Origin of the sequence: Pseudomonas sp. NIBRBAC000502773, from assembly GCF_006517195.1 — a bacterium.
GTDB lineage: Bacteria > Pseudomonadota > Gammaproteobacteria > Pseudomonadales > Pseudomonadaceae > Aquipseudomonas > Aquipseudomonas marginalis.
In genome coordinates, this window is sequence record NZ_CP041189.1 from 653,412 (window position 1) to 678,662 (window position 25,251).

The following is a 25,251-nucleotide window of genomic DNA, read 5'->3' on the forward strand; positions in this document are numbered from 1 at the left end:
AACTCTCACGCATTCAGGGTGAACAACATGTGCGGCGCAATCGCCAGGGCAATCGGCGCGCCGACGGCGTACAGGTGGTTGTCGCTGCTGTCCACCAGCAACGGTTGCGGGCCGCCCACGTCCACCAGCAGGCGGCTTTGGGCGCCCTGGAAAAACTGCGCCAATAGATGGCCGTGCAAGTGCCCTTCGCTCTCCATCACCCGCAGGTGTTCGGGGCGGCAGTACACCGTGTTGGGCACGTTGGCGGCCTGCCACGGCAACTCGCCGCCGCAGACTTTCAGGCCATGGGCCGTTCGCGAGGTGACGGCAAAGGCATTGAGGTTGCCGACAAAACCGGCGACGAAGGCATTCGCCGGCTTTTGGTAGATCTCCCGTGGGCTGGCCAGTTGCGCGACGCGGCCGTGCTCCATCACCAGGATACGATCGCCCAGGGCCATGGCTTCGCCCTGGTCGTGGGTGACAAATACCGAAGTGATACCGAGGCCGCACAGCAGTTCATTCAGCTCGCTGCGCAGGCGCTCGCGCAATTGCGCATCCAGGGCCGCCAGCGGTTCGTCCAGCAACAGCACTTTAGGGCGCGGCGCCAGGGCACGGGCCAGGGCCACGCGTTGACGCTGGCCACCGGACAATTCGTGGATGCTGCGCTTGCCATGCTGTTGCAGGCCCACCAGCTCCAGCAATTCGTCGCAGCGCTTATTGCGCTCCACCACCGACATGCCGCGAATCTTCAAGCCGTAGACGATATTGCCGGCCACATCGAGGTTGGGAAACAGCGCATAGTTCTGGAACACCATGCCCACGTCGCGGCGCTCGATGGGCAGGCGGGTGACGTCGTCGCTGCCGAAAAAAACCTGGCCCACATCCGGGCGTTCCAGGCCGGCAATCAGGCGCAAGGTGGTGGTCTTGCCGCAGCCGGACGGGCCGAGGATCGCCAGGGTTTCACCGCCTTCGACGGTCAGGTTCAGGTCATGCACGGCCACGGTGCCGTCGGCGAACGCCTTGCGACAGCCTTGCAGGCGGATAGTGATAGCGGTCATCGACGCTCTCCACGGGACAAACGAGCACTGATGGCCTGCAACGCAATCAGCAGCGGCACGATCATCAGCAAAAAGATAAGGGTGTAGGCGCTGGCGATTTCCAGGCGCGCCGAGGCGTAGCTGTCGGCCAGGCCCACGGGCAATGTCTTGGTCATCGGTGTGTGGAGCATCCAGGTCAGGTTGAATTCGCCCAACGACAAGGTCACCACCATCAGCACGCCCGCCAGAATCCCCGCCCGGCAGTTGGGCACCACCACGCTGAAAAAGCGCTTGATCGGCCCGGCGCCCAGGCTGGCCGCCGCCTCTTCCAGCACAGGCAGTTGCTGGCGTTGCATCACCGCCATCACTGGACGTACCAGGAACGGCAAGGTGAACAACACATGGCCGACCAGGATGAACAGCCAACTGCTGCGAAACGTGCCGAACTGGCCGTAGGTGAGCAGCAACGCCAGCGCACTGGCCAGCCCCGGCATCGCCACCGGCAGCACCATCAGCTCTTCGAAGGCACGGCTGAAGCGGTTGTTCATGCGCACCAGCGCATACGCCGCCGGCACGCCGATCACGCAGACACACACCGCGCACGCCAGGGCCAATTGCAACGACAGCCATACGGTGGGCGAATAGGCCTGCCAGACCTGGATCAACCAGTCGAAGGTCAGGCCACTGGACAGGCCGACGAAAAAATTGCGCGTCAACCCGGCCAGCAACGACATCAGCACCGGCACCAACATGAAGGCACACACCAGCAAAGTGAACAGCAGTTGCATCACAAACAGCGATGAGCGTTTCACAAGACTGTCCCCGCATTTTTCACCAGGCGTCGCGTGAGCAACAGCACCGCCCAGGTCACCGCGCCGAGCACCACCGACAACGCGGCGGCGACGGCAAAATTGGCGTAGTTGGTAAACACATTGTAGATCGCCACCGGCGTTACATTCAGGCGCGTGCCCAAGGTGAACGCGGTGCCGAAGGCGCCCATGGACGTGGCGAAGCAGATCGCGCCGCAGGACGCCAACGCCGGCGCCAGGCCCGGCACGATCACGTCGCACACCACCCGCCAGTGCCCTGCTCCCAGCGAATGCGCGGCTTCTTCCAGGCTGCGGTCGAGGCTTTCGCACGCGGCCATCACCGTGAGGATCACCCGCGGAATCGAGAAGTACAGGTAGCCGACAAACAGCCCGGCCAGCGAGTAGGCAAAGATCCAGCGCTCACCGGCCAATTGCAGGCCCAGGGACGCCAGCAACCCCTGGCGCCCGGCCAGCAGGATCACCAGGAAGCCCACCACCACCCCGGGAAACGCCAGGGGAAACGTGAGCAACGCCACCAACGCCGAACGCCCGAAAAACTGCTGGCGCGCGAGGAACACCCCACTGATGCCACCGATCAACAACGCGGTGAACGTCACCACGATCGCCAGCACGCAGGTCTGCGCCAGGCTACCCAGGTACTGCGCGCTACTGAGCACCTGCCAATAGCCGCTGCCGTGGCTGTCGCGGCTGTCGGCGCCGAGCACCATCAAGTGCGCCAGCGGCAGCAGCCAGAACGCGAACAGCACTGCAAAGGCCGGGGCCAGCGCCCAGGCCGTCTGTTTTGCCGATGCAGCCACTTACTTGACCTCGTTCAGGTAACGGGCGGCGAAGGCTTCCTGCACAGCGGCCATTTTCTGATAGTCCACCACACCGGCGCGGGCGTAATCGCTGTCGGGCAGGAACTGCGCGGCGACGTCGGCCGGCATGGTCACCGGGCGCACCGGGCGCAAGTAAGCCTTGGCCCAGAGGGCCTGGCCTTGGTCCGACAATACGAAGTCCAGCACCTTCTCGCCATTGGCGCGGTGCGGCGCGTTGGCCACCAGGCTCATCACATAGGGCACGCTGATGCTGCCTTCCTTGGGGATCACGAAGGCGACGTTGGCGTTGTCTTTGTAGCGGGCGCGGTAGGCGTTGAAGTCGTAGTCCACCAGGATCGGCAACTCGCCGGACAGCACCCGCGCATAGGCGGTCTGCTTGGGCACGATGGGGGCGTTTTTCGCCAGCTTCTGGAAGTAATCGATGGCCGGGGCGAAGTTGTCCAGGTCGCCGCCCATTGCGCGGTTGATCGCCACGGCAGAGACGTAACCGACGAAGGCGCTGGACGGGTCCAGGTAGCCGACCATGCCTTTGTATTGCGGCTTGAGCAGGTCGGCCCAGCTTTGCGGCACCGGCAGGCCACCCAATGCATCGACGTTGACCATGATGCCCAGGGTGCCGGAGTGGATCGCAAACCACTGGCCGGCGGGGTCTTTCAACCCGGCGGGGATCTGTTCCCAGCCCTTGGGCTTGTAACCCTCGACCACGCCGGCCTTTTGCGCCTGCAAGCCGAAGGTCACGCCGTAATACACCACGTCGGCGACGGGCGCGGCCTTTTCGGCCACCAGTTGCGCCAGGGACTGGCCGGAGTTCTTGTTGTCCAGCGGCACCTGCACACCGGTGCTGGCGGCGATGGCCTTGAGCTGGGTGCCCCAGTCGGCCCAGTCCGGCGGGCAGTTGTAGCAAATCGCGGTGTCGGCGGCCTGGGCCAGGCTGGCCACGCCGCAGAGCAGCACGGCGGCCAGGGTTTTACTGAATGCGCGCATCAAGGAACTCCTCAAAGGGTTGGGTACTTTCGCCCGGCCGGATATGGCAAGGCAGGCAATGGGAAATGGGATCGTTGCCGGCGATCTGCGCCAGCAGTTGGTCAATCACCGTGCTGGCCAGCAGCGCGATGGGCTGCACCACGCTGCACAGGGTTGGGTGCATCTGGGTGCCGAGGGCAATGCCGTCGAAGCCCATCACCGACAGTTGCCCAGGTACATTCCAGGCGTTGCGGCGCAGCTCGGCGATCAGGCTGATCGCGAGGAAATCGTTGGAGCACACCAGCGCGCTGGGGGCGTCGGGGCCGTTGAGGTACGGCTGGATGGCAGCGAACTCAGCCTGGGTATGGGCGGGCATTTCGATCACCGCGCGGCTTTTGAGACCGTATGCCTTCATCGCGTCGCAGTAACCGGCATAGCGCAGGCGTGCGCGGTCGGACTGCAAGGCGGGGCCGGCGACCATGCTGATGCGTCGATGACCGGCCTCCAGCAGGTAGCGCGTGGCCAAGGCCATGCCGGCGCGGTTGTCCACCGACACGGCGCTGTAGTTGGGATTGCTCGGTTGGTGATAGGCCAGCACGAACGGCGTCCGTTCGGTATTCAGGCTGCTGAGCACGCTGTTGCTTTCGGCATCGGTGACCGTCAGCACCAGGCCATCGACGCGCTGGCGCAGCAGTTCTTCCACTACGATGCACTCGCGCTCGCTGCTGTAGTCGGTGGTCGCCAGCACCAGGCTGTAGCCACGCAACCGCGCGGCACGCTCCATGGCCTGGAACTGTTCGGCGAACACCGGGTTGAGCAGGTTGGGCACCACCACGCCGATCAACTGGGTGGTTTGCAGGCGCAATTGGCGGCCGAGCAGGTTGGGCCGAAAGCCCAACTCACGGGCGGCGGCGAACACCTGCTCACGGGTCGCCGGGCGCACCTGGTCGGGGGAGGCAAAGGTACGAGCGGCGGTCGCGCGGGAAACGCCGGCCAGTCGCGCGACGTCTTTCAAATCAGTCATGGTCACTCGCTTGAGATCGATCTCATTGGCGAGGACAGTAACGGCGGAATGTGGCAGGAAGGTGGTGGGCAGATGACGGTTTGATGGCAGTGCAGCAAAGGTACCTGGGGCCAAATGTGGGAGGGGGCATATCCTTAGATAGTCATACTCCGGGCCTATGCTTGAAAAACCGGCGCAGCAAAATCCGCCCACTAACCTTTCGATTCGATCCAAGTGCGGGCACAATGCGTGTCCTTTTTTGGCAGGCACCGCCGCAGGCTCTCAAAAATGATCAAAACGCCGTACTACCTCATCGATAAACAGAAGCTTCTGGTCAACATGCAGAAGATTGCTTACGTGCGCGAGCAGTCCGGCGCCAAGGCCCTGCTGGCGCTCAAGTGCTTTGCCACCTGGTCGGTGTTCGACCTGATGCAGGAATACATGGACGGCACCACCTCGTCGTCGCTGTACGAGTTGAAGCTCGGCCGCCAGAAGTTCGAAGGCGAGGCGCACGCCTACAGCGTGGCCTGGGCCGACGATGAAATCGAAGAGATGCTCGATAACTGCGACAAGATCATCTTCAACTCCATCAGCCAGCTGCAGCGTTTTGCCGAACGCAGCGAAGGCAAGACCCGCGGCCTGCGCGTCAACCCGCAGGTAAGCAGCTCCGACTACCTGCTGGCCGACCCGGCGCGTCCGTTCAGCCGCCTGGGCGAATGGGACCCGGTGAAGATCGAAGGCGTGATCGAACAGATCTCTGGCTTCATGTTCCACAACAACTGCGAGAACGGCGACTTCAACCTGTTCGACCAGATGCTGAACACCATCGAAGAACGCTTCGGCGCGCTGCTGCACAAGGTCAACTGGGTCAGCCTCGGCGGCGGCATCCACTTCACCGGTGAAGGCTATGCCATCGACGCCTTCTGCCAGCGCCTCAAGGCGTTCTCGCAGAAGTACGACGTGCAGGTCTACCTGGAACCCGGCGAAGCGGCGATCACCAACAGCGCCTCCCTGGAAGTCACCGTGCTCGACACCCTCTACAACGGCAAACATCTCGCCGTCGTCGACAGCTCCATCGAAGCCCACCTGCTGGACCTGCTGATCTATCGCCTCAACGCCAAGCTGGCGCCGAGCGAGGGCGAACACACCTACATGGTGTGCGGCAAATCCTGCCTGGCCGGGGACATCTTCGGCGAGTATCAATTTGATCGTCCGCTGGCCATCGGCGATCGGCTGTCGTTCATCGACACCGCGGGCTACACCATGGTCAAGAAAAATTGGTTCAACGGCCTGAAAATGCCGTCCATCGTAGTGAAACAACTCGACGGTACAGTCGAGGTGGTTCGTGAATTTGGTTACGACGACTACCTGTCCAGCCTTTCGTAAGCTGGCGGATAAAGGAGAGATAAAGCAATTGAAAAAGAACGTTCTTATCATTGGTGCAGGAGGTGTCGCCAAGGTGGTGGCCCACAAGTGCGCGCAGCACAACGACGAACTCGGTCGTATTGCTATCGCGTCGCGCAACATCTCCAAATGCCAGGCCATCATCGACAGCGTCAAGGCCAAGGGTAGCCTCAAGGTTCCCGCCGACATCCAGGCCTTCGCGCTGAACGCCCTGGACGTGGAAGCGACCAAGGCCCTGATCCGCGAGACCGAATCGCAGATCGTCATCAACGTGGGTTCCGCGTTCCTCAACATGTCGGTGCTGCGTGCCTGCATCGACACGGGCGTTGCGTACCTCGACACCGCCATCCACGAAGAGCCGGGCAAGGTCTGCGAGACCCCGCCGTGGTACGGCAACTACGAATGGAACCACCTGGAAGAGTGCAAACAGAAGAACATCACCGCCATCCTTGGCGTGGGCTTCGACCCGGGTGTCGTCAACGCGTATGCCGCGCTGGCGCAGCAACAGCATTTCGACCGCATTGATTCGATCGACATCCTCGACGTCAATGCCGGCTCCCATGGCAAATACTTCGCCACCAATTTCGATCCGGAAATCAACTTCCGCGAATTCACCGGGCAGGTGTGGAGCTGGCAGAACAGCCAGTGGACCAGCAACACCATGTTCGAAGTCAAACGCACCGACGACCTGCCGGTCGTGGGTTCGCAGAACCTCTACCTCACCGGCCACGATGAAGTGCACTCGCTGTCGAAAAACCTCGACGTGCCCAACGTGCGTTTCTGGATGAGCTTCGGCGAACACTACATCAACGTGTTCACCGTACTGAAAAACCTCGGCCTGCTCTCCGAGAAGCCGGTCACCACCGCCGAAGGCCTGGAAGTGGTGCCGTTGAAAGTGGTCAAGGCCGTGCTGCCCGACCCGTCTTCCCTGGCCCCGGGCTACACCGGCAAGACCTGCATCGGCGACCTGGTCAAAGGCACCAAGGATGGCCAGCCGCGTGAGATGTTCATCTACAACGTGGCGGATCACGAAGAAGCCTTCGCCGAGACCGACAGCCAGGGCATCTCCTACACCGCAGGCGTTCCACCGGTAGCCGCCGCGCTGCTGGTCGCCCGGGGCGAGTGGGATGTGAAACACATGGCCAACGTCGAGGAACTGCCGGCTGAGCCGTTTCTCAAGGCGCTGGACGTAATGGGCCTGCCGACCCGCATCAAGGACGAGAACGGTGATAGGGCCTGGGATGCGGTGGCCTGACAGGCCATAGCGAACCGAACAGAATGTGGGAGGGGGCTTGCCCCCGATAGCGGTGGATCAGCAAGCAGCTGCTCGCTGACACACTGCCATCGGGGGCCGGCCCCCTCCCACATTTGCATCTGCATTGCCGGTTATTCCAGGTTCCGCGCCGAGTTGCTCAATGCCCTGGAGCATTGCAACAGCGCCGGCGCCAGCTGCTTCTCCGCATCCGCCCTGCTCCACCGACTGGTCGGCGCCACCACATGCACCGCCGCCACCGGGCGGCCATTGGCGCCCAGCACCGGCGCGCCGATGGTCATGTCGCCGAGGAACAGCTCCTGGGCATTCACCGCATAACCCTGCTCGCGCACCTGCTGCAACGATTCCAGAATGCCCGCCACGTCCGTCAACGTCTGGCTGGTGTGTGCCACCCGCTGGCTGTGCTCGATCAGCGCCAACGCCTCCTCCTGCGGCAATGCACTCAGAAACGCCCTCCCCGACGCCGTACAGTACATCGGCACCCGCGAGCCGATCGGCATATGCACCGGTACAAAACCCGCGCTGACAAAGCGCGCGATATAGGTCATGTCGTAGCCCGCCGGCTCGGTCAGGCACGAGGTCTCGCCTGTGAGCCGGGTCAGTTCCGACAGAAACGGGTTGGCCACCTCGATCAATGAATGCGCATCCAGGTAGCTGAACCCCAACTCCAGCACCCGGGGGGTGAGTTGGTAATGCCGTGTGCGGGAGTGTTTCCGAAGGTAACCCAGGCTTTCAAGGGTAAACACCATGCGCTGGGCCGAGCTTTTGGTCATGCCAGCGGCCTCGGCCACCTCTGCAAGGCTCATGCTGCGGCGCTGGGCGCTGAATGCCTTGAGCACCGACAGGCCTTTTTCAAGGGATTGATTGTGCAGACTGTTGCGTTCTTCGGACATGGCGAACTCGCGGTCAGGTGGATCAGGCGTGGCGATATTACTACCCCAAATCACAAAAATAGACCATTAAATATCGCATAGCGATACGAATAGTTCATTTTGTCGATTTTATATAGCTTAATTCGATTTACTTGAATCGAAATGGCACAGAGCTTGCGATTTCATCGGTAACCGCTCGCGGTACTGACTTTCCGTTTTCCTTCTGGAGTAGCCCGATGAACAGTCTTTCGCCCTTGTTTCGCCGCCTTGCCTTCGGTGTGTGCGCCACACTCTGCGTCAGCGCCGCGCACGCAGAAAGTGCGTCCACGTACAAAGTCGGTGCAACCGCCAGTGGGTCGCCGTTCACCTTCCTCGATATCAAGACCAACAGCATCCAGGGCGTGATGGTCGACGTCGCCGAGGCAGTGGGCAAGGCCGGCGGCTTCACCAGCCAGATCGAACAGACCAACTTCGCCGCGCTGATCCCCTCCCTCACCTCCGGCAAGCTCGACTTCATTTCCGCCGGCATGCTCAAGACCGAAGAGCGCACCAAGGTCGTCGACTTCAGCGCCCCGGTGTACGCCTACGGTGAGGGCCTGATCATCAATGCCGACGACAGCGCCGCCTACCCCGACCTCACGCCGCTCAAGGATCAGGTGGTCGGCGTACAGGCCGGCACGGTGTTCTACGACCAACTGAACAAGCTGGGGATTTTCAAGGAGATTCGCACCTACGACTCCATCGGCGAGATGGTCCGCGACCTGTCCCTGGGGCGCATCAAGGCGGCGGTCGGCGACCAGCCGGTGGTGGCCTACCAGATTCGCCAGAAGCTGTTCAAAGGCGTGAAGCTCGCCCCCGACTACCAGCCCACCAACGTCGGCGAAGTCTGCCTGGTGGTACGCAAAGGCGATGCGCAAACCCTCGGGCGCCTGAACACCGCCATCGCCAGCATCAAGGCCGACGGCACCCTGGACAGCATCCTCAAGAAGTGGGGACTTGATACCCAGGTGCGTCCATGAACCCGGCCGAGTTCCTGCAAAACGCCCGGGACTTCCTGCCGATTCTGCTGCAAGGCGCCTGGGTGACGATCCAGATCACCGTGCTGTCGTTCCTGCTCAGCAGTGCGATCGGCCTGGTGCTGGCGCTGCTCAAGCTGTCGCCGATTCGCACGCTGTCATGGGTGGCCAGCACCATCATCAACGTGATCCGTGGCCTGCCGATCATCGTGCAGCTGTTCTACATCTACTTCGTGCTGCCGGACATGGGCGTGCACCTCACGGCGTTCTACGCCGGGGTGATCGGCATGGGCATCGCCTACTCGGCATACCAGGCCGAGAACTTCCGCACCGGCATCATTGCCGTGGAACAGGGCCAGCGTGAAGCCGCCGAAGCCCTGGGCATGCGCTCGGCGCTGATGATGCGCCGGGTGATCCTGCCCCAGGCGTTTCGCATCGCCCTGCCGCCCTACGGCAACACCCTGGTGATGATGCTCAAGGATTCGTCCCTGGTATCCACCATCACCGTCGCCGAGATGACCCGCCAAGGCCAACTGATCGCCTCGTCGACCTTCCAGAACATGACCGTCTACACCCTGGTCGCCCTGCTCTACCTGCTGATGAGCCTGCCGCTGGTGTATGGCCTGCGTCGTATGGAGCAGCACCTGGGGCGGAGGAAAAAAGCATGATCGAGATTCGTCAGTTGCAAAAACATTACGGCAGCCACCGCGTACTGCACGGCGTTGACCTCGACGTGGCCAAGGGCGAAGTGGTGTGCCTGATCGGCCCCTCGGGCTCGGGCAAATCCACCCTGCTGCGCTGCATCAACGCGCTGGAAGCCTACGATGGCGGCCACATCAACGTGTTCGGCGAAACCGTGCAACGCGGCAGCAAAACCGTGCACGCGTTGCGCAGCCGCATGGGCATGGTGTTTCAGCGCTTCAACCTGTTCCCCCACCGCACCGTGCTGGAAAACGTGATGGAAGGTCCGGTGTATGTCAAAGGCGAACCGCTCAAGCAGGCCCGCGAAGAGGCCCTGGTGTTGCTGGACAAGGTGGGCCTGAGCGCCAAGGCCGACGCCTACCCCGAACAGCTCTCCGGCGGCCAGCAGCAACGCGTGGCCATCGCCCGCGCCCTGGCGATGAAACCTGAAGCCATGCTGTTCGACGAACCCACCTCGGCCCTCGACCCTGAACTGGTGGGCGATGTCCTGGCGGTAATGCGCACCCTGGCCGACGAAGGCATGACCATGATCGTGGTCACCCACGAAATGGGCTTTGCCCGCGAAGTCGCCGACCGCGTGTGCTTCCTGCATGGCGGCTACATCGTCGAGAGCGGCCCGGCCGAGCAGGTGCTGGGCGATCCACAGCATGCACGTACCCAGGACTTCCTGCGGCGCGTGCTGCACCCCACCGGCAACACGCGGAGCCTGTCATGAAATCATTGTGGTCGGCGACGGCGCCCTCCGTGGTGCCGACGCCTGCGCTGGGTGAGTCGGTGAAAGTGGATGTGGCGATTGTCGGCGCGGGGTATACCGGCCTGTCGACAGCCCTGCATCTGGCCGAGCGCGGGGTCAGCGTGTGCGTGCTGGAAGCCAATGAGCCCGGCTGGGGCGCATCGGGACGCAATGGCGGGCAGGTCAACCCGACGCTCAAGTACGACCCGGAGCAACTGGTGCAGATGTATGGGCCGGAGCAGGCCGAGCCGTTGATCTCGACAGTGTCGAACTCGGCGGACCTGGTGTTCACGTTGATCGACAGGCACGGCATTGATTGCGCGCCGGTGCGCAAAGGCTGGATGCAGGTGTCGTACACGCAAAAGGGCGTGGCCGGCCTGCATGCGCGAGCCGAGCAATGGGCGCGGCGCGGCGTGCCGGTGCAGCGCCTGGATGCGGCGGCGGTGGCATCGCGCATGGGCAGTGAGGCATTCGCCGGCGGCTGGCTGGATGGCCGCGCCGGGGCGATTCAGCCGCTGGCGTATGCCCGTGGGCTGGTCGGCGCGGCGTTGGCGGCGGGTGTTCGGATTCATGGTCACAGCGCAGTGACAGGGTTACAGCGCCAGGGCCCGGGATGGCAACTGCAGACCGCTGGCGGTGCGCAGGTGATGGCCGATCAAGTGGTGCTGGCCACCAATGGCTACAGCGGCAGCCTGTGGCCGGGCATGGCGCAGAGCATCCTCGGGGCGAACAGTTTTATCGTCGCCACCAAACCGCTGCGCGGGCGTGCGGCAGAGAGCATCTTGCCGGGACAGGAAACCGTGTCCACCGCACAACGGCTGCTGCTGTACTTTCGCAAAGACAGTCATGGGCGCTTACTGATGGGCGGACGCGGGTTGTTCAACGACCCCACGTCACCGGCCGATTTTGCCCACCTGGAGCGCTCCCTGGCGCTGCTCTTTCCGCAATTGGGCCCGCTGGAATTTGAGTACCGCTGGGCCGGGCGTATCGCAATCACGCGGGACTTCATGCCCCATGTCCACGAACCGGCACCGGGGCTGACCTTGGCGCTGGGCTGCAATGGCCGCGGCATCGCATTGTGTACCAGCCTGGGGCAGCAACTGGCCGGGCGGTTGTGCGACAGCCAGGCTGAATTTGCCTACCCGGTCACACCGCTGCAGCGCTTGCCGATGCACGGATTGCAGCGGTTTTACATTGGTGCGGGGGTGGCTTGGTACAGCTTGTTGGATCGGCTCAATATCAGCTGAGTCCTAATTGCAGGCACGCTGAAAACCGTTATCCCTCACAGGTCCTTTGGTACGCAAAACCCGCTAGGCTTAGCCATGGACTGGCTGACCTGCGGGTTTGCGGTCTATTCATCCTGTGGGAAAGGCATGCTCATGCAACTCGACAACACTCGCACCGCCCGTGTCATCGGGCTGATGTACAGCACCTGCTGCTATTTGGCGTTCCTGTTCACGTGTTTGTATTTGATCGGGTTCGTCGGCAGCGTGGCGGTGCCCAAGAACATCAACGATGGGCCCCTCCTCGCTTGGCCAGCCGCCGTGCTGATCAACGGCGCGCTGATCCTGCTGTTCGGCGTCCAGCACACGGCCATGGCGCGCAAAGGCTTCAAGCAGTGGCTGGCGGCAGTCATTCCGACCTCCGTGGAACGCTCCACGTATGTGCTGCTCAGCAGCCTGGTGCTGATGCTGATGTTCTGGCTGTGGCAACCGATGCCGCTCACCGTCTGGAAGGTTGAAACGACGTGGGCCAAGGCCGTGTTGATGGGCCTGTTCTGGCTGGGCTGGTGCATCGCTTTACTGGCAACCTTTTTGATCGACCACTTCGAACTGTTCGGGCTCAAGCAGGCTATCGACCGTTGGCGCAAAACCACACCACAGGCGCCAGTATTCAGGACGCCGCTGTTTTACAGGATCGTGCGTCACCCGCTGTACCTGGGTTTCCTGATCGCTTTTTGGGCAACGCCGCACATGACGGCCGGGCACCTGTTGTTTGCGACAGGGATGACGGTTTACCTCTTCATTGGCGCCTGCTTTGAAGAAAAGGACCTGTTGGCGTTGTTTGGTGAGCGGTATCGGCGCTACCAGCAAGAGGTGGGCATGATTTTGCCGGGGTCGAAGACGCGAAAAAAAGGGCGCTGAATAGGCGTTTGTGGCGAGCGGGCTTGTCCCGCGCTGGGCTGCGCAGCAGCCCCAAAACCAGGCTCAGAGGAGTGCCTGATTCACCGCATTCGTCTTCATCAGGGGCGCTTCGCACCCCAACGCGGGACAAGCCCGCTCACCACAGAGGTCCCAGTTTGCTTCACGACAGCGCTACGTCGAAGAGGTAGTGGAACCTCCCTCGCCACAGGATGTAGCGTCTGACCATGAGGTCCCTAGGACTTATCCCACGACTGTTTCAGGTTGTCGCTCGGAACTTCGCTGACTAACCTCTGTGCCGTCGCTGCCCATTCAGCGGCCGGATTTGACCGTCCGACCTTGTTAACGAACTGCTACGCCCTGCACCTATCCCAGGCGTTTTTTTTGTGCCTGAGGTATCGTGTCGCGGCAGTTGTGCGCGGGATACTTTCGGGTATGCCGGGTTCGTTGACAACCGGTCGGTCAACCCGCGTACAGCTGCCACCCTCTTCGTTTGACCGCGAACGCTGGCGGCTCCACTTGTCGACGGAGTTCCACCATGATTAAAGACACCCCAAATCCTCCAGATAAACTCTTCACCGTGCGCCCCGACCTGGGCACGGAAACCCTGCTGGTCAACGCCTCCCAGGATCTATCCTCCATCACCGACATCGCCACGCACCTGGCCTTTGAAATCGACGGCGCACAACGCAATGTGGCGTTGGGCATCTGCCGAATGCTGGAAGGTGTGCAATTGTTGGTGGACAAAGCATTGGATGACGCCCATCCAGCGGCATGACACTCAGATGATCGTTCCCACGCGCGTGGGAACGATCTCAAAACACCGACCACCCAATCCGCTCACTCAACAACTCCAACGCCTTGATCCCCGCCAGCGAGTTGCCCGCCGCGTTCAATTCCGGCGACCACACGCACACCGTAAACTGCCCCGGCACCACCGCGACAATGCCGCCGCCCACACCGCTCTTGCCCGGCAAGCCCACGCGGTAGGCAAAGTTGCCCGCCTCGTCATACAGCCCGCTGGTGGCCATGATCGAGTTGACTTGCTTGGTCTGCCGCGCGGTAAGGATCTGTTCGCCGCTGTGGGCACTGGTGCCCTCGTTGGCGAGGAAGCTGAACGCCTTGGCCAGGTCCAGGCAGCTCATCTGCAGGGCGCAGTAGTTGAAGTAGCTGTGCAGCACCGCATCCACATCGTTGTGGAAGTTGCCGAAGGACTTCATCAGGTAGGCCATGGCGGCGTTACGTGCGCCGTGCTGGGCTTCGGAGTCGGCGACGACGCTGTTGACCAGGATCTGCGGGTTGCCCGACAGGCGCCGCACGAAGTCGCGCATCGACAGGATCGGCACGGCAAAGCGTGATTGGTTGATGTCGCAGATCACCAGCGCGCCGGCATTGATGAAGGGGTTACGCGGGCGGCCGCGTTCGAACTCCAGTTGCACCAACGAGTTGAACGGCTGCCCCGAAGGCTCGTGCCCCAGGCGTTCCCAGATGGTTTCACCGCCATGGTCGATGGCCTGCACCAGGCTGAACACCTTGGAAATGCTCTGCACCGAGAACAGCGTATCGGCGTCACCGGCGCGGTAGGCCGAGCCGTCATTGCCGTATACCGCAATACCCAGTTGGTTTGCCGGTACATCGGCCAGCGCGGGAATGTAGTCGGCGACTTTGCCGAGGCCGATCAGGGGGCGCACTTCGTCGAGGATCGACTCCAGCAGCGCCTGCATGTCTTGTCCTGTCATCTGTCTTTGAATCGGTGGAAAGCGGGGTGCGGAGGATACCTGAAACACGTAGACCAGGTGGCGTACTACATAACGTGAAGGCCCTCCTCGTCCCGGCAATACATAAGGGACTCGTACTGAAACGACATCAAGAAACAGGCCTCACACCTCGCAGTCAGTTGCTCAACCAGGTGCCTGACGTCAGCCAATGGATCAGCGTCCTGTGGCGCAGGCCCCTTGATGCGCAGATAACCACGAACGGCCACCGGAAATGCCAGATCGCTCAGGCCTTGCGCCCGAATATCAGGATCATCCACTTCAAAGCAGCCGCTCAGAAAAAGACCTGAATGAAAGTGCGCCACCACCGAGTGTTCATTCTGTTCCAGTTCAGCAACGCCCACCGCGTTCACGGCGTCAGCCAGATGGACCAGGGACATTCGCTTATCAGCCTCAAGATGAATATCAAGCCCCATGGAGCGCAGCCTCCAACCGTGTGTACAAGCGTAATCCCTCAGTCTCGTCAGCGTTCGCGTCGAGAAACACCAGATCCTCGCAAAGCCCCGACGGCAACGAAATACCCACCACAAAATCACGCCCTGTTGCGCCAGCCAGGGCTTTGGCAAACACAACCAATTGGTCAATTTGAGATTGGCTAACGTGAGGTAAAGGAAGGTTGAGCCCGATAAACCAGTCATTCAGATCATCAGGCGCCAGGTCGGGTGTACGCTCGTGCTGGTGATTCACAAACACGGCACAATATTGCGCCCAATCGCTGACCAATGCGCGAAAGGCGTCGGCCAATACCGGTTCGATTGCTTGGTTGTCAGATCCATCGACGTAACAATAAAGCGTGTGCATGGTGCGCATCCTGGTCCGCGGGCGGGCAATTCTAGCGCGAACGCGGTGAACACCTCGATTCAATGCGCCCTGAAGCCCCACACAATCTCTACCACCCGCTCGGCCACCACCAGATAAACCAGGATCAGCAACAGTTGCAATGCCAGGTGATAACGCAGCTTGGCCAACCGGCGAATGCCATCGCTGACGTTCAACAGCATCAGCGCTGTCGACAGAAGGATCAGCCCCCACCCCGCCACGCTGGAGGCGAACACCCCGATAAAAAGGTCCTGCTGCCCCACGAGAGTATTGGTACCCGCCGCAAACAGCAGCGCGCACACCAGCAGGTTTTTGACGTTGTCGAAAACTTGCGTGCTCAGGTCGTTTTCCAGCAGGGCCACATACCGCTTCCATAACGTGCGCATGAGTCATTACCGGTTAGGGATCGCTCGTCAATCAAAGTAGTCCATATGCCCGTACACTGCACCGTTGCGCTTACTCCACGAGGACTTTGCATGAAATTGATGATTGGCCTGGCCGCTTTACTGCTGGTATCGGCCTGTACCACGACCCCACCCGCCCAGGACGCTGCGGCGTCCACCTGCCTGGCAGGCGGCGGTACCATGAAGCAAGTCGGCAAGTTGCAGAGCTGGAAATGCATCACCCCGTACAAGGATGCGGGCAAGGCATGTACCGATTCGAGCCAGTGTGAAGGCGAGTGCCAGACCAGTGTCACCACCCAGTCCGGCAACGGTCCGGTGACCGGCGCGTGCCAGGTGGATAACGGCCACTTCGGCTGCTCGGCGACAGTGGAAAAAGGCAAGCTGGGCCGAGCGATCTGCGTGGACTGAGCCATACCACCAAACCCATGTGGGAGCGGGCCCGCGGCCAGACCCGCTCGCACATTTTTTGCTCCACTCTACCCTTCAAAAATGCGCCACATCCGACACCCGCTCATCCAGCACATCCCGCGCCAGTGCCCAGGCCTGGTCCTTGGATTCCACCACCAGCAACGGGTAGCCCCAGGCCTTACTGAACATCACCGCGAACGGCTTGAGTGCCAGGCGTTTGGCGGCGCTGGGCTCAACTTGGATCATGCCTTTGACGAACATGCGCAGCGCCTGTTTGTTTTTCTTCATCCAGATCGACGCCTGCTTACGCTCTTCGTGGGAGTGCTCATGGTTGTTTTCATCCACGGATTTTTCGTGCAGCAACATAAAGGCCTGCTCCCTCGCCAATAGCCCTTCAAAAGCCAGGAAAGCATCCTCCGGCCCATCCTCGCTAGGCGCATCGAAGACGATTTTCACCACGGGGAATGTTGTGCTGTCGAGTCGCATGGCAAAGCTCCTTAATGAGAGTGGATCTCAATATAAAGCTCGAACCCCTGGACGGCATTGCACAGAATAGCCAGACTGTTTCGCAATCCAGCCAACCTGCGATCTCCGCCATGAAGCACCACCGTCTTGATCTGCTCGACCCGTTGATGGCCAAGGACGCCGACCTGTTCCCCCGCGCCGTGGTGGCCGTGGGCGCCACCAGCACGTCGGACACCTGGGAACATGCCCAGCACGCCCACCGCAAGGGCCAGTTGATGTACACCCTGCGCGGGGTCATCCACTGTGAAATCGAAGCGGGGATCTGGATCGTGCCGCCCCAGTGTGCACTGTGGATTCCCGGCGGTACGCCCCATGCGGCGCGTGGCTCTGGCGAGGCCGAGGTGTATTGCCTGTTGATCGACCCCGACGCCGCCCACGCCCTGCCGCCGCAATGCTGCACCCTGGCCGTGTCCGGGTTGCTGCATGAGCTGATCAGCAAGGCCGTCAGCTTCCCGCAATTCTATGACGAGGCCGGCGCCCAAGGCCGCTTGATCAACACCTTGCTGGATGAACTGGCCGCCGCCCCGGTCGAAGCCCTGCACCTGCCCATGCCCCAGGACGCACGCTTGCGCCGCCTGGCCAACAGCCTGCTGGCCGACCCGACCGACAAAGCCACCCTCGGCCAGTGGGCGGTGCGCATCGGCATGAGCGAGCGCAGCATGACGCGCCTGTTGCTGGAGGAATTGGGCCTGAGTTTCGGCCGCTGGCGCCGGCAGTTGCATGTGATCCTGTCCCTGCAACGGCTGGCCAAAGGTGAAAGCGTGCAACGGGTGGCCCTGGACCTGGGTTATGAAAACGCCAGCGGCTTCATCACCATGTTCCGCAAGGCGGTGGGCCAACCGCCCGCGCGTTACCTGGCGGACCGTGCCGGGGTCTCAAGTGCGACCACCCAGGCCATTGCGCTGAAAGACGCCCACTGACTACCAGTTTTCGCCCAACCCCAGCAGGCCCAGTATCTGCCGCCGCAGGTCCACCAGGTAAGGATCGTCCCGGTGCCGTGGATACGGCCTATCGATGCTCAACTGTGCCTGGATCTTCGCCGGGCGGTCGCTGAACACAATCACCCGGTTGGCCAGCAGCAAGGCTTCTTCCACATCGTGGGTCACCAGCAGGGCCGTGTAGCCCTGGCGCTGCCACAGGTCGATCAGCTCTTTTTGCATGGTGATGCGGGTCAGGGAATCGAGTTTGCCCAAAGGTTCGTCGAGGATCAGCAAACGCGGCTGGTTGACCAGGGCACGGGCCAACGCCACCCGCTGGGCCATGCCGCCGGACAACTGCCGGGGATAGGCACGGGCGAACGGACCAAGGCCGACCTTGTGCAGGGCCTCATCGACCTTGGCCGAATGGGTCTTGAGCAGGCCTTGGGCTTCGAGGCCGAGGGCGACGTTGTCCCACACGCGGCGCCATGGGTACAGGGTCGGGTCCTGGAACACCACCACACGGCTCGGGTCCGGGCCGGCGATGGGTTCTCCATCGGCCAACAGCCGTCCGGAGTCCGCCGGCTCCAGCCCCGCCACCAGGCGCAGCAAGGTGGACTTGCCGCAACCCGAAGGCCCGAGCAATGCCACAAACTCTCCCGGCGCCACGTCCAGGGACACCCGCTCCAACACCGGCAAATGCCGGCCGTCCAGCGCAAAACCATGGCTGAGGTTTTCTATGCGCAGCGCCAATCCTTCCGAAGCCGATACCGCGTGTGCCGGTGCTACCATTTCATCGCTCCTTTCTGCCAGGCCAGCAACCGATCACGCACCAGGAACAACCCGGTGATCAACCCCGAACAGGCCAGCGCCATGATCAGCAGTGCGGCGTACATGTTCGCGTAGGCCGCCCAGCCCTGGGCCCATTGCAGGTACCAGCCGATGCCGGACTTGACCCCCATCATTTCCGCCACCACCAAGGTTGAGAATGAGGCGCCCAGGCCCATGAACAGGCCGACGAAGACGTGGGGCAACGCGGCGGGAATCGCCACCTTGAAAATCAGAAAACCCGGCTGGGCGCCGAGGGTGCGCGCCACGTCGTAATAGGCTTTATCGACGCTGGCCACGCCGGACCAGGTGAGCACCGTGACCGGAAACCAGGTGGCCAGGGCAATCAAAAACACACTTGCACTCCAACTGCTCGGAAACAGGAAAAAACACAGCGGCAACAACGCCGTCGACGGCACCGGGCCGAGGATGCGCAGCACCGGGTGCAGCCAGTATCCGATACGCGTGGACCAGCCAATGGCAACACCGGCGACAAACCCGGTGGCGGCGCCCAGCGCCACCCCCGAGCCCAGCAGCAGCGCCGAATGCAGCAGGCTGTCGGCCAGGCGTGCGTAGTCTTCGATGTACACCGCGAGCAAGGCTTGGGGCGGCGCGAAGAATGGCACCGGCAACAGCGCAAGCTTGGCGGTGAGCAATTCCCAGAGGCCCAGCAGCACCGGCAAGGCGATCAGCCAGGGCGCGGCCGTGCGCAAGCGCAGCGCGAGTGTCGACAGCCTGCGCCCCAGCAGGCTTAGCACAATAAACAACGCCGCCACGCCCACACAGAGGTTGGCCAGGCCCTGAGTCAACGGCCAATTGCGCACCGCGTTGGGCCAGTAACTGATCAGCAGCGCGACGGCCACCCAGGCCGTCACCACCGCCGCGCCTTGCCACCCGAGCTTGAGCGCCACAGGCGGGTTGAGGACGGTTGCGTCAGTTGAAGACATCGGCGGTGATCTCCTGGGCAAACGCGATCGGGTCGGTGCCTTTGCTGATCACTTCCACGGTTTTCAGGTCGGTGACGTAGGTGGTGATCTCCTGGGTCAGCGCCGCGCCGACCGCGTGGTGGCCGTGGGTGTGGTCGTGGAGGATCGCCTGGACTTCTTCGGTGGAGGTGTTCAGAGCGTAGGCCTGGAAGCCTTTGGCGACGTCCTCCGGGTGCTGCACGGAATAGTCATGGGCTTCGAGGATCGCCTGGGTCAGCGCCGCGACTACGCGCTTGTCTTCACGCACCAATTTGCCGGTGACACCGACCACGCAGCAACTGAGGTTGGCGTATTCCTCCACCAGGTTAGTGGACAACTCCCGCGCCACGCCGGACTTGATCAGGCGGTACATGAATGGGTCACTGCCGCTCACTGCCTGCACTTCGCCACGCTCCAGCGCCGTGCCGAGCAGGTCGGCCGGGTACAGGCGCCACTCCACATCGCGCACCGGGTCGACGCCGTGTTTTTTCAGCAGGATCGAAAAGAAGTTGCGGTCCGGGCTGGCCATGTCGGTCACGCCAATGGCCTTGCCCTTGAGGTCTTCCAGCTTGCTCACACCGCCGTTGGCGGCACTGAGCAACCGCAGGCAACCGCCATGGGTGCCGGCGGTGAGCTTCACGTCAAAGCCCTGCTCCAGGGCCTTGAGCCAGCGCAGCGCCATGCCCACGCCTGCGTCGGCCTTGCCGGTGGCGATGGCTTCCAGCAAGACCTCAGTGGAGTTGCCGAAGTTGACCAACTCCACGTCCAGGTTGTGCTTGCTGAAGAAGCCTTGCCCATGGGCGATCACCACAGGCGCCAGGCACACCGCGTTGAGGTTCACCGCCAGCTTGAGTTTGCGCGGCGCGTCGAGGCGGATGAAATCGCCCGTGCCGGCCGGCTCCTGGGCGATGTTGTGGCCGGCATGTGCGTCAGCGGCAAAGCCCAGGCGCGGCAGCGACAGGCTGGCCAGGGTCAGGCCGGCCAGGCCCAGGAGGCGGCGACGGGTCAGGTGATCAAAAGCAGCCATGCGAAGTATCCCTATTGAATGGGTCAGCCCGCTCCAGAGAAAGGCCGAAAGCGACAAAAATTCCATTTTGATTATATTAATGACTGACTTTTATGAAAGAACCATATAATTCTATGGTTATGCCTGATGGGCAGGAAGCGGCTGAAAGCGCCCTAAGCTCAGATCGAAAGAGTATTTAGCGAATGGTTTTCAGATCATTAAGCTTGGATCTATTTCGCTGAAGATAGAGCCCACCATGTCCCTTCGTCGTCCCCTCGCCGCTGTATTAGGATTGCTGGCCTTTTCCGTTGCCGTCAGTGCGCACGCCCAGGAAACCGTGCGCATCGGTTACCAGAAATCCTCCACGCTGATCACCCTGCTGAAAACCCAGGGCACCCTGGAGAAAGCCCTCAAGGCCGACAACATCGAGGTGAGCTGGCATGAGTTCCCCAGCGGCCTGCCGCTGCTGGAAGCGCTGAACGTCGGCAATGTGGACATCAGCGCCGACGTGGCCGACACCGTGCCGATCTTCGCCCAGGCCGCCCAGGCCAAACTCACCTACTTCGCCCAGGAAGCGCCCTCGCCTTCGGCCCAGGCCATCGTGGTACGCAAGGACTCGCCGATCCAACAGTTGGCGGACTTGAAGGGCAAGAAGATCGCGGTAACCAAGGCCGCCGGCACTCACTATCTGTTGATTGCCGCGCTGGCCAAGGCCGGCCTGGCGTTCTCGGATATCGAGCCGGCTTACCTGTCGCCGGCCGATGGCCGCGCGGCGTTCGAGAACAACAAGGTGGACGCCTGGGTCACCTGGGAACCCTTCCTCACCAGCGTGCAGCGCCAACTGCCGACGCGCACCCTGGCGGACGGTGCCGGGCTGGCCAGCTACAAGCGCTATTACCTGACCGGCACGCCGTACGCCAAGGCGCACCCGGAGGTATTGAAGGTGGTGTATGCGCAGCTGGAAAACGCCGGCCACTGGGTAAAAACCAACCCGCAGGACGCGGCAAAAGTGCTCGGCCCGCTGTGGGGCAACCTGGATGCAGCCACGGTGGAAGCGGCGAATGCGCACCGCAGTTATCAGGTGCAGCCGGTGACGATTGAGCAGTTGGGTGAGCAGCAGAAGATTGCCGATGCGTTCTTCAAGGCGGGGTTGTTGCCCAAGGCGGTGGATGCCAAGGACGTGCAGACCTGGCGGCCTTGAAAGCGGGTGTGATCTCAATGTGGGAGGGGCGGTGCGACGATTCGACTTGCCCTCGATGGCCACGGGTATCTACACAACTTTTCAGACTCTGACAAATATCCCTGTGGTGAGCGGGCTTGTCCCGCGCTGGGCTGCGTAGCAGCCCCAGTAAAGAAGAATGCGGTGTAACAGACACTCTGTAGAGGCTGTGTTTTGGGGCTGCTACGCAGCCCAACGCGGGCGGTGCGACGATTCGACAAGCCCGCTCACCACAACAGCCCTATCTGCCGGACGTTCAGTGTTGAGTCAACGTTATGTAGATCCCTATGCTCATCGGCGGCAAGCCCTCCCACATTTGGTTTGCATATGCGGTTAGAGGAGTGTGCGGGCTAGAGCTTTTTTCCACTCTGAGTAACGCTCCGCCATCGCCGGATCCTCCTGCGGCTCAAAGCGCTCGCGCTGGCGTTCCAACTGCCCCAGCGCCGCATCACTCGCCCATACGCCCAACGCCCGTCCCGCCAGGTGCGCTGCGCCCAATGCCGAGACTTCCGGTGACAGGCTGCGCACCACCGGGCGTTGCAGCAGGTTGGCGAGGAACTGCATCAGCCAGCGGTTGCGCGTGGCACCACCATCCACCCACAGTTCCTTGAGCGGGCTGCCGATGTCTTGCTGCATGGCCTCGAACACATCGCGAATCTGATAGCCGATGGATTCCAGCGCCGCGCGCAGGATATGCGCGCCGGACGTGGCTTCGCTCAACCCGCAGATGAGTCCACGGGCGTCGGCCTTCCAGTGCGGTGCGCCGAGGCCGGACAGCGCCGGGACAAAATACACGCCGCCGTTATCCGGCAATTGCGCGGCCTGTTCGGTCAGCGCATCCAGGGATTCTCCCGCCACCAGCTTCGACGCCCACTGCACGGCAGCGCCGGTATGGACGATATTGCCTTCCATGCCGAAGGTGGGTTGGCTGCCGTCATGCCAGGCCAAGGTAGTCGACAGGCCATGGGTGGAGGCAATCGGCCCGCTCATGGGCGTCATCAAGGACGAACCGGTGCCGAGGGTGGCCTTGACCAGCCCCGGCGCAAAGCCGCCCTGCCCGTACAGCGCCGCATGGGAATCGCCGATCATCGACATCACCGGGATACCGGCGGGCAAGCCGCCCACCGCGACCGTTTCGGCGAAGAACCCGGCGCTCGGCCGGATCGGCGCCAGGGCCGCAGCCGGAATGCCGAACAACGCCAACAGCTCAGGATCCCAGGCGCAGGTGTGCAGGTTGAACAGTTGGGTGCGCGCGGCGTTGGAATAATCGGTGGCGAACACCCGGCCGCCGCTGAGTTGCCACAACAACCAGCTGTCGACCGTGCCCAGGCAGATCTCCCCGGCAGCGGCGCGGGCGTGGCCATCCTCAAGGTGATCGAGAATCCAGCGAAATTTGCCCGCCGAGAACATCGGGTCCAACGCCAGCCCGGTCCTTTCCAGGATCAGCGCTTCATGGCCCTGCTCATGCAGGTGCGTGCACAACGCCGTAGAGCGTCGGCACTGCCAACTGATGCACGGCGACAATGGCTCACCGGTATGCCTATCCCAAGCCACCACCGATTCACGCTGGTTGCTGATGGCCAACGCAGTGATCGGACGATCCACCTGGGCCAGGCACTCTTCAATCGCCGCCAACGTGTTTTGCCAGATCAGCAGCGGGTCCTGCTCGGAAAACCCAGCCTGGGGATGGCGGATGCTCAAGGGCCGCGAACCGCGCGCAATCACTTGGCCAAGTTCGTTGACCAGCACCGCCTTGGCGTTGCTGGTGCCTTCATCTATCGCCAGGATCAGCGGGGTGTTGTTATTCATTGGGTTCACCGCAACCGAGTGGCAGCCGCCACGATCCCAGCCGCGTCGATGTTATGCAAGGCGCGGGTCGGTTCGCGGGCACCGGCGGCGGCGTACTCGCCATCGCCGATACCCAGGCGGACCAGGGCAATGCCCAGCCCGGCTTCGGCCAGCACTTCGGCGACCAGGCTGCCGACGCCGCCATTGATATTGTGTTCTTCCACACTGATGACCGAGCGGGTGCCGCTCAAGGCGCTGAGCAATACATCACGCTGCAAGGGCCGGATCGACGACAGGTTGATTACCTGCGCCTGGATGCCCTGCTCCGCCAGCAATGCCGCCGCTTCCACCGCTTCATGCACCACCGAGCCCAGGGCCACGATGCTCACATCCGCGCCCTGGCGCAGGATATCCACCTGACCGGGGGCAAACTGATAGTCGGCGCCGTGCACGTCGGGCAAGGCTTTGCCGTCGAGGCGGATATACACCGGGCCGTGGTAGCGCAGCGCGTAATCGACGATCTGGCGGCACTCGACGGCATCGGCCGGGGCGAAGATCTGCACATTGCCAAACCCGCGCATCACCGAAATATCGTCGAGGCTGTGGTGGGTGCTGGCGAGCGGGCCATAACTGGTGCCGGCATTCAGGCCGAACATCTTCACGTTGGCCTGGTTGTAGCAAACGTCCACCTTGATCTGCTCATTGGCCCGCGAGATCAGGAACGGCGCCGCGTTGCAGGTGGCGGCGATCTTGCCGCCCAGGGCCAGGCCCGCCGCGACGCTGACCAGGGATTGCTCGGCAATGCCCACATTGATCAGCCGCTCGGGAAAGCGCTGGGCAAACGGGCCGATCTTGGCCGTGGAGGTGGAGTCGCTGACCACCGGCACTACGTCCAGCCCGGCATCCACGGCAGCGATAAACGCTTCCACCATGACGCTCGCCAAATGTTCACTCGCCATGGTTCAACTCCTCCAGTGCTGCGTTGATTTCATCACCCTTGGGCACGCGGTGGTGCCATTCGGGGCGGGCTTCGATAAACGACACGCCCTTGCCTTTGATGGTGTGGGCGATCAGCACCTGGGGCGCGCCGGTCTTGGTCTGCATGCTTTCCAGGGCTTCGATCAATTGGCCGACGTCGTTACCGTCGCACTCGCTGACGCGGAAGCCAAAGGCCGCCCATTTCACGTCCAGTGGGTCCAGCGGCATGATCTCGGCGGTCAAACCGGCAAGCTGCAGCTTGTTCTTGTCGACGATCACAAACAGGTTATCCAGGCCGTACTTGGCCGCTGCCATCGCCGCTTCCCAGTTGGAGCCTTCGGCCAGTTCGCCGTCACCGGTGAGCACGTAGATGCGCTTGTTGCTGCCGGACATCTTCGCCGCCAGGGCCAGCCCGACCGCCACCGGCAAACCGTGGCCGAGGGCGCCGGTGTTCAGTTCGATGCCGGGGGTTTTCTGGCGTACCGGGTGGCCGGGCAGGTGCGAGTTGAAGTGCTGGTAGGTGGGCAGCCACTCGGTGGGGATGTACCCCGCCTGCGCCAGGCAGCAGTACAAACCGCCGACGCCGTGGCCCTTGCTCTGGATATAAATATCGCGCTCGGGGTCTTCGGTGCGTTCCGGGCCGGTGTTGAGGATGCGGAAATACAGGGTGGCGAGGATGTCGGTCTCGGAAAGATCCGCCCCGGTGTGCCCGCCCGCCGGGGAGTCGGCATTCAAGCGGATCACATGGCGACGGATCAGGCGGGCCTGTTCCTTGATCTGGTGGGCGTCGTACTGGAAGGCATTCATGCAGCGGCTCCTTTGAGGCTGACCACGCGGGGTGAAAGTGT

The 25,251-nt window shown here is 62.4% G+C and carries 28 protein-coding genes; 11 read left to right on the plus strand and 17 right to left on the minus strand.

Annotated elements, in window-relative coordinates:
* Positions 1 to 5: 5 nt before the first annotated feature.
* Genes NIBR502773_RS02855 through NIBR502773_RS02875 form a run of 5 tightly spaced genes read right to left on the minus strand, consistent with a single transcriptional unit; the run spans position 6 to position 4,651 of the window.
* Positions 6 to 1,037, minus strand: coding sequence for an ABC transporter ATP-binding protein (locus tag NIBR502773_RS02855; RefSeq protein WP_141155327.1), 1,032 nt, complete (start codon positions 1,035 to 1,037; stop codon positions 6 to 8).
* A complete protein-coding gene (locus tag NIBR502773_RS02860) occupies positions 1,034 to 1,828 on the minus strand; it encodes an ABC transporter permease (protein ID WP_065924597.1) in 795 nt (264 codons plus the stop codon). Before NIBR502773_RS02860 ends, NIBR502773_RS02855 begins: the two co-directional genes overlap by 4 nt.
* Positions 1,825 to 2,643 carry an iron ABC transporter permease gene (locus tag NIBR502773_RS02865; protein WP_141155328.1) on the minus strand — a complete coding sequence of 273 codons (819 nt, stop codon included), beginning with the start codon at positions 2,641 to 2,643 and terminating at the stop codon, positions 1,825 to 1,827. The genes NIBR502773_RS02860 and NIBR502773_RS02865 overlap by 4 nt, the downstream gene beginning before the upstream one ends.
* Complete coding sequence (locus tag NIBR502773_RS02870) at positions 2,644 to 3,648, minus strand: ABC transporter substrate-binding protein (RefSeq protein ID WP_065941842.1); 1,005 nt, start codon at positions 3,646 to 3,648, stop codon at positions 2,644 to 2,646.
* Positions 3,632 to 4,651 (minus strand): LacI family DNA-binding transcriptional regulator, encoded by a 1,020-nt coding sequence (locus tag NIBR502773_RS02875; RefSeq protein WP_141155329.1) that lies wholly within the window; start codon positions 4,649 to 4,651, stop codon positions 3,632 to 3,634. The genes NIBR502773_RS02870 and NIBR502773_RS02875 overlap by 17 nt, the downstream gene beginning before the upstream one ends.
* Positions 4,652 to 4,918: 267 nt before the next feature.
* Here NIBR502773_RS02875 and NIBR502773_RS02880 point away from each other — a divergent pair, with 267 nt between their 5' ends.
* A complete protein-coding gene (locus NIBR502773_RS02880; RefSeq protein ID WP_141155330.1) occupies positions 4,919 to 6,016 on the plus strand; it encodes a carboxynorspermidine decarboxylase in 1,098 nt (365 codons plus the stop codon).
* 28 nt (positions 6,017 to 6,044) lie between these two features.
* Complete coding sequence (locus NIBR502773_RS02885) at positions 6,045 to 7,289, plus strand: saccharopine dehydrogenase family protein (protein WP_141155331.1); 1,245 nt, start codon at positions 6,045 to 6,047, stop codon at positions 7,287 to 7,289.
* 131 nt (positions 7,290 to 7,420) lie between these two features.
* Here the strand turns inward: NIBR502773_RS02885 and NIBR502773_RS02890 are convergent, their stop codons facing one another.
* The gene (locus NIBR502773_RS02890) at positions 7,421 to 8,200 is read right to left on the minus strand and encodes an IclR family transcriptional regulator (RefSeq protein WP_141155332.1); all 780 of its coding nucleotides are present in this window, start codon (positions 8,198 to 8,200) and stop codon (positions 7,421 to 7,423) included.
* Between the two features lie 215 nt (positions 8,201 to 8,415).
* On the opposite strand from NIBR502773_RS02890, the gene NIBR502773_RS02895 reads away from it, so the two are divergent.
* The 6 genes from NIBR502773_RS02895 to NIBR502773_RS02920 all read left to right on the plus strand — a co-directional run bounded on the left by NIBR502773_RS02895 (position 8,416) and on the right by NIBR502773_RS02920 (position 13,549).
* A complete protein-coding gene (locus NIBR502773_RS02895; RefSeq protein ID WP_027607246.1) occupies positions 8,416 to 9,198 on the plus strand; it encodes an ABC transporter substrate-binding protein in 783 nt (260 codons plus the stop codon).
* The gene (ehuD, locus tag NIBR502773_RS02900; RefSeq protein ID WP_027607247.1) at positions 9,195 to 9,863 is read left to right on the plus strand and encodes an ectoine/hydroxyectoine ABC transporter permease subunit EhuD; all 669 of its coding nucleotides are present in this window, start codon (positions 9,195 to 9,197) and stop codon (positions 9,861 to 9,863) included. Before NIBR502773_RS02895 ends, ehuD begins: the two co-directional genes overlap by 4 nt.
* A complete protein-coding gene (locus tag NIBR502773_RS02905) occupies positions 9,860 to 10,612 on the plus strand; it encodes an amino acid ABC transporter ATP-binding protein (protein WP_027607248.1) in 753 nt (250 codons plus the stop codon). The genes ehuD and NIBR502773_RS02905 overlap by 4 nt, the downstream gene beginning before the upstream one ends.
* Positions 10,609 to 11,877, plus strand: coding sequence for an FAD-binding oxidoreductase (locus NIBR502773_RS02910; RefSeq protein ID WP_141155333.1), 1,269 nt, complete (start codon positions 10,609 to 10,611; stop codon positions 11,875 to 11,877). Before NIBR502773_RS02905 ends, NIBR502773_RS02910 begins: the two co-directional genes overlap by 4 nt.
* Positions 11,878 to 12,009: 132 nt before the next feature.
* Positions 12,010 to 12,774: a methanethiol S-methyltransferase gene (gene mddA / locus NIBR502773_RS02915; protein ID WP_373682378.1), complete on the plus strand. Its 765-nt coding sequence runs from the start codon at positions 12,010 to 12,012 to the stop codon at positions 12,772 to 12,774.
* 535 nt (positions 12,775 to 13,309) lie between these two features.
* Positions 13,310 to 13,549 (plus strand): DUF6124 family protein, encoded by a 240-nt coding sequence (locus NIBR502773_RS02920; RefSeq protein ID WP_065948099.1) that lies wholly within the window; start codon positions 13,310 to 13,312, stop codon positions 13,547 to 13,549.
* A gap of 37 nt (positions 13,550 to 13,586) precedes the next feature.
* On the opposite strand, the gene glsB is transcribed toward NIBR502773_RS02920, so the two are convergent.
* The 4 genes from glsB to NIBR502773_RS02940 all read right to left on the minus strand — a co-directional run bounded on the left by glsB (position 13,587) and on the right by NIBR502773_RS02940 (position 15,751).
* A complete protein-coding gene (glsB, locus tag NIBR502773_RS02925; protein WP_027607252.1) occupies positions 13,587 to 14,495 on the minus strand; it encodes a glutaminase B in 909 nt (302 codons plus the stop codon).
* Between the two features lie 80 nt (positions 14,496 to 14,575).
* Positions 14,576 to 14,962 (minus strand): hypothetical protein, encoded by a 387-nt coding sequence (locus NIBR502773_RS02930; RefSeq protein ID WP_141155335.1) that lies wholly within the window; start codon positions 14,960 to 14,962, stop codon positions 14,576 to 14,578.
* Positions 14,952 to 15,347 (minus strand): hypothetical protein, encoded by a 396-nt coding sequence (locus NIBR502773_RS02935; protein ID WP_141155336.1) that lies wholly within the window; start codon positions 15,345 to 15,347, stop codon positions 14,952 to 14,954. The genes NIBR502773_RS02930 and NIBR502773_RS02935 overlap by 11 nt, the downstream gene beginning before the upstream one ends.
* Before the next feature lie 59 nt (positions 15,348 to 15,406).
* The gene (locus NIBR502773_RS02940; protein WP_141155337.1) at positions 15,407 to 15,751 is read right to left on the minus strand and encodes a hypothetical protein; all 345 of its coding nucleotides are present in this window, start codon (positions 15,749 to 15,751) and stop codon (positions 15,407 to 15,409) included.
* Positions 15,752 to 15,841: 90 nt separating this feature from the next.
* Here NIBR502773_RS02940 and NIBR502773_RS02945 point away from each other — a divergent pair, with 90 nt between their 5' ends.
* Positions 15,842 to 16,177 (plus strand): hypothetical protein, encoded by a 336-nt coding sequence (locus NIBR502773_RS02945; RefSeq protein WP_032889532.1) that lies wholly within the window; start codon positions 15,842 to 15,844, stop codon positions 16,175 to 16,177.
* Between the two features lie 75 nt (positions 16,178 to 16,252).
* On the opposite strand, the gene NIBR502773_RS02950 is transcribed toward NIBR502773_RS02945, so the two are convergent.
* A complete protein-coding gene (locus tag NIBR502773_RS02950) occupies positions 16,253 to 16,663 on the minus strand; it encodes a hypothetical protein (RefSeq protein ID WP_098479205.1) in 411 nt (136 codons plus the stop codon).
* Between the two features lie 110 nt (positions 16,664 to 16,773).
* On the opposite strand from NIBR502773_RS02950, the gene NIBR502773_RS02955 reads away from it, so the two are divergent.
* Positions 16,774 to 17,622 carry a helix-turn-helix domain-containing protein gene (locus tag NIBR502773_RS02955; RefSeq protein WP_115488616.1) on the plus strand — a complete coding sequence of 283 codons (849 nt, stop codon included), beginning with the start codon at positions 16,774 to 16,776 and terminating at the stop codon, positions 17,620 to 17,622.
* Here NIBR502773_RS02955 and NIBR502773_RS02960 read toward each other — a convergent pair whose 3' ends face one another.
* Genes NIBR502773_RS02960 through NIBR502773_RS02970 form a run of 3 tightly spaced genes read right to left on the minus strand, consistent with a single transcriptional unit; the run spans position 17,623 to position 20,439 of the window.
* Positions 17,623 to 18,411, minus strand: coding sequence for an ABC transporter ATP-binding protein (locus tag NIBR502773_RS02960; RefSeq protein ID WP_065941835.1), 789 nt, complete (start codon positions 18,409 to 18,411; stop codon positions 17,623 to 17,625).
* Positions 18,405 to 19,394 carry an ABC transporter permease gene (locus NIBR502773_RS02965; protein WP_141155338.1) on the minus strand — a complete coding sequence of 330 codons (990 nt, stop codon included), beginning with the start codon at positions 19,392 to 19,394 and terminating at the stop codon, positions 18,405 to 18,407. Before NIBR502773_RS02965 ends, NIBR502773_RS02960 begins: the two co-directional genes overlap by 7 nt.
* Positions 19,381 to 20,439, minus strand: coding sequence for an ABC transporter substrate-binding protein (locus NIBR502773_RS02970; protein WP_115488612.1), 1,059 nt, complete (start codon positions 20,437 to 20,439; stop codon positions 19,381 to 19,383). Before NIBR502773_RS02970 ends, NIBR502773_RS02965 begins: the two co-directional genes overlap by 14 nt.
* Before the next feature lie 235 nt (positions 20,440 to 20,674).
* Between NIBR502773_RS02970 and NIBR502773_RS02975 the strand changes: the two genes are divergently transcribed.
* Positions 20,675 to 21,619, plus strand: a complete 945-nt coding sequence (locus NIBR502773_RS02975; protein ID WP_065941833.1) for an aliphatic sulfonate ABC transporter substrate-binding protein — start codon at positions 20,675 to 20,677, stop codon at positions 21,617 to 21,619.
* Between the two features lie 351 nt (positions 21,620 to 21,970).
* Here NIBR502773_RS02975 and NIBR502773_RS02980 read toward each other — a convergent pair whose 3' ends face one another.
* Genes NIBR502773_RS02980 through NIBR502773_RS02990 form a run of 3 tightly spaced genes read right to left on the minus strand, consistent with a single transcriptional unit; the run spans position 21,971 to position 25,210 of the window.
* Positions 21,971 to 23,446 carry an FGGY family carbohydrate kinase gene (locus tag NIBR502773_RS02980; RefSeq protein WP_141155339.1) on the minus strand — a complete coding sequence of 492 codons (1,476 nt, stop codon included), beginning with the start codon at positions 23,444 to 23,446 and terminating at the stop codon, positions 21,971 to 21,973.
* A 5-nt stretch (positions 23,447 to 23,451) separates the two neighbouring features.
* Positions 23,452 to 24,384 (minus strand): transketolase family protein, encoded by a 933-nt coding sequence (locus NIBR502773_RS02985; RefSeq protein WP_141155340.1) that lies wholly within the window; start codon positions 24,382 to 24,384, stop codon positions 23,452 to 23,454.
* Entirely contained in the window at positions 24,374 to 25,210 is an 837-nt protein-coding gene (locus NIBR502773_RS02990; RefSeq protein ID WP_065941830.1) for a transketolase, read from the minus strand. The genes NIBR502773_RS02985 and NIBR502773_RS02990 overlap by 11 nt, the downstream gene beginning before the upstream one ends.
* Positions 25,211 to 25,251 lie beyond the last annotated feature (41 nt).

What these genes read in the sequence shown, in the direction of transcription:
- NIBR502773_RS02950 (WP_098479205.1), bottom strand. Translation starts at nt 16,663, where the DNA reads ATGCGACTCGACAGCACAACATTCCCCGTGGTGAAAATCGTCTTCGAT.
- NIBR502773_RS02985 (WP_141155340.1), bottom strand. Translation starts at nt 24,384, where the DNA reads ATGGCGAGTGAACATTTGGCGAGCGTCATGGTGGAAGCGTTTATCGCT.
- NIBR502773_RS02905 (WP_027607248.1), top strand. Translation starts at nt 9,860, where the DNA reads ATGATCGAGATTCGTCAGTTGCAAAAACATTACGGCAGCCACCGCGTA.
- mddA (WP_373682378.1), top strand. Translation starts at nt 12,010, where the DNA reads ATGCAACTCGACAACACTCGCACCGCCCGTGTCATCGGGCTGATGTAC.
- ehuD (WP_027607247.1), top strand. Translation starts at nt 9,195, where the DNA reads ATGAACCCGGCCGAGTTCCTGCAAAACGCCCGGGACTTCCTGCCGATT.
- glsB (WP_027607252.1), bottom strand. Translation starts at nt 14,495, where the DNA reads ATGCAGGCGCTGCTGGAGTCGATCCTCGACGAAGTGCGCCCCCTGATC.
- NIBR502773_RS02955 (WP_115488616.1), top strand. Translation starts at nt 16,774, where the DNA reads ATGAAGCACCACCGTCTTGATCTGCTCGACCCGTTGATGGCCAAGGAC.
- NIBR502773_RS02880 (WP_141155330.1), top strand. Translation starts at nt 4,919, where the DNA reads ATGATCAAAACGCCGTACTACCTCATCGATAAACAGAAGCTTCTGGTC.
- NIBR502773_RS02930 (WP_141155335.1), bottom strand. Translation starts at nt 14,962, where the DNA reads ATGGGGCTTGATATTCATCTTGAGGCTGATAAGCGAATGTCCCTGGTC.
- NIBR502773_RS02935 (WP_141155336.1), bottom strand. Translation starts at nt 15,347, where the DNA reads ATGCACACGCTTTATTGTTACGTCGATGGATCTGACAACCAAGCAATC.
- NIBR502773_RS02980 (WP_141155339.1), bottom strand. Translation starts at nt 23,446, where the DNA reads ATGAATAACAACACCCCGCTGATCCTGGCGATAGATGAAGGCACCAGC.
- NIBR502773_RS02940 (WP_141155337.1), bottom strand. Translation starts at nt 15,751, where the DNA reads ATGCGCACGTTATGGAAGCGGTATGTGGCCCTGCTGGAAAACGACCTG.
- NIBR502773_RS02975 (WP_065941833.1), top strand. Translation starts at nt 20,675, where the DNA reads ATGTCCCTTCGTCGTCCCCTCGCCGCTGTATTAGGATTGCTGGCCTTT.
- NIBR502773_RS02875 (WP_141155329.1), bottom strand. Translation starts at nt 4,651, where the DNA reads ATGACTGATTTGAAAGACGTCGCGCGACTGGCCGGCGTTTCCCGCGCG.
- NIBR502773_RS02945 (WP_032889532.1), top strand. Translation starts at nt 15,842, where the DNA reads ATGAAATTGATGATTGGCCTGGCCGCTTTACTGCTGGTATCGGCCTGT.
- NIBR502773_RS02870 (WP_065941842.1), bottom strand. Translation starts at nt 3,648, where the DNA reads ATGCGCGCATTCAGTAAAACCCTGGCCGCCGTGCTGCTCTGCGGCGTG.
- NIBR502773_RS02910 (WP_141155333.1), top strand. Translation starts at nt 10,609, where the DNA reads ATGAAATCATTGTGGTCGGCGACGGCGCCCTCCGTGGTGCCGACGCCT.
- NIBR502773_RS02960 (WP_065941835.1), bottom strand. Translation starts at nt 18,411, where the DNA reads ATGGTAGCACCGGCACACGCGGTATCGGCTTCGGAAGGATTGGCGCTG.
- NIBR502773_RS02895 (WP_027607246.1), top strand. Translation starts at nt 8,416, where the DNA reads ATGAACAGTCTTTCGCCCTTGTTTCGCCGCCTTGCCTTCGGTGTGTGC.
- NIBR502773_RS02920 (WP_065948099.1), top strand. Translation starts at nt 13,310, where the DNA reads ATGATTAAAGACACCCCAAATCCTCCAGATAAACTCTTCACCGTGCGC.
- NIBR502773_RS02970 (WP_115488612.1), bottom strand. Translation starts at nt 20,439, where the DNA reads ATGGCTGCTTTTGATCACCTGACCCGTCGCCGCCTCCTGGGCCTGGCC.
- NIBR502773_RS02965 (WP_141155338.1), bottom strand. Translation starts at nt 19,394, where the DNA reads ATGTCTTCAACTGACGCAACCGTCCTCAACCCGCCTGTGGCGCTCAAG.
- NIBR502773_RS02990 (WP_065941830.1), bottom strand. Translation starts at nt 25,210, where the DNA reads ATGAATGCCTTCCAGTACGACGCCCACCAGATCAAGGAACAGGCCCGC.
- NIBR502773_RS02855 (WP_141155327.1), bottom strand. Translation starts at nt 1,037, where the DNA reads ATGACCGCTATCACTATCCGCCTGCAAGGCTGTCGCAAGGCGTTCGCC.
- NIBR502773_RS02890 (WP_141155332.1), bottom strand. Translation starts at nt 8,200, where the DNA reads ATGTCCGAAGAACGCAACAGTCTGCACAATCAATCCCTTGAAAAAGGC.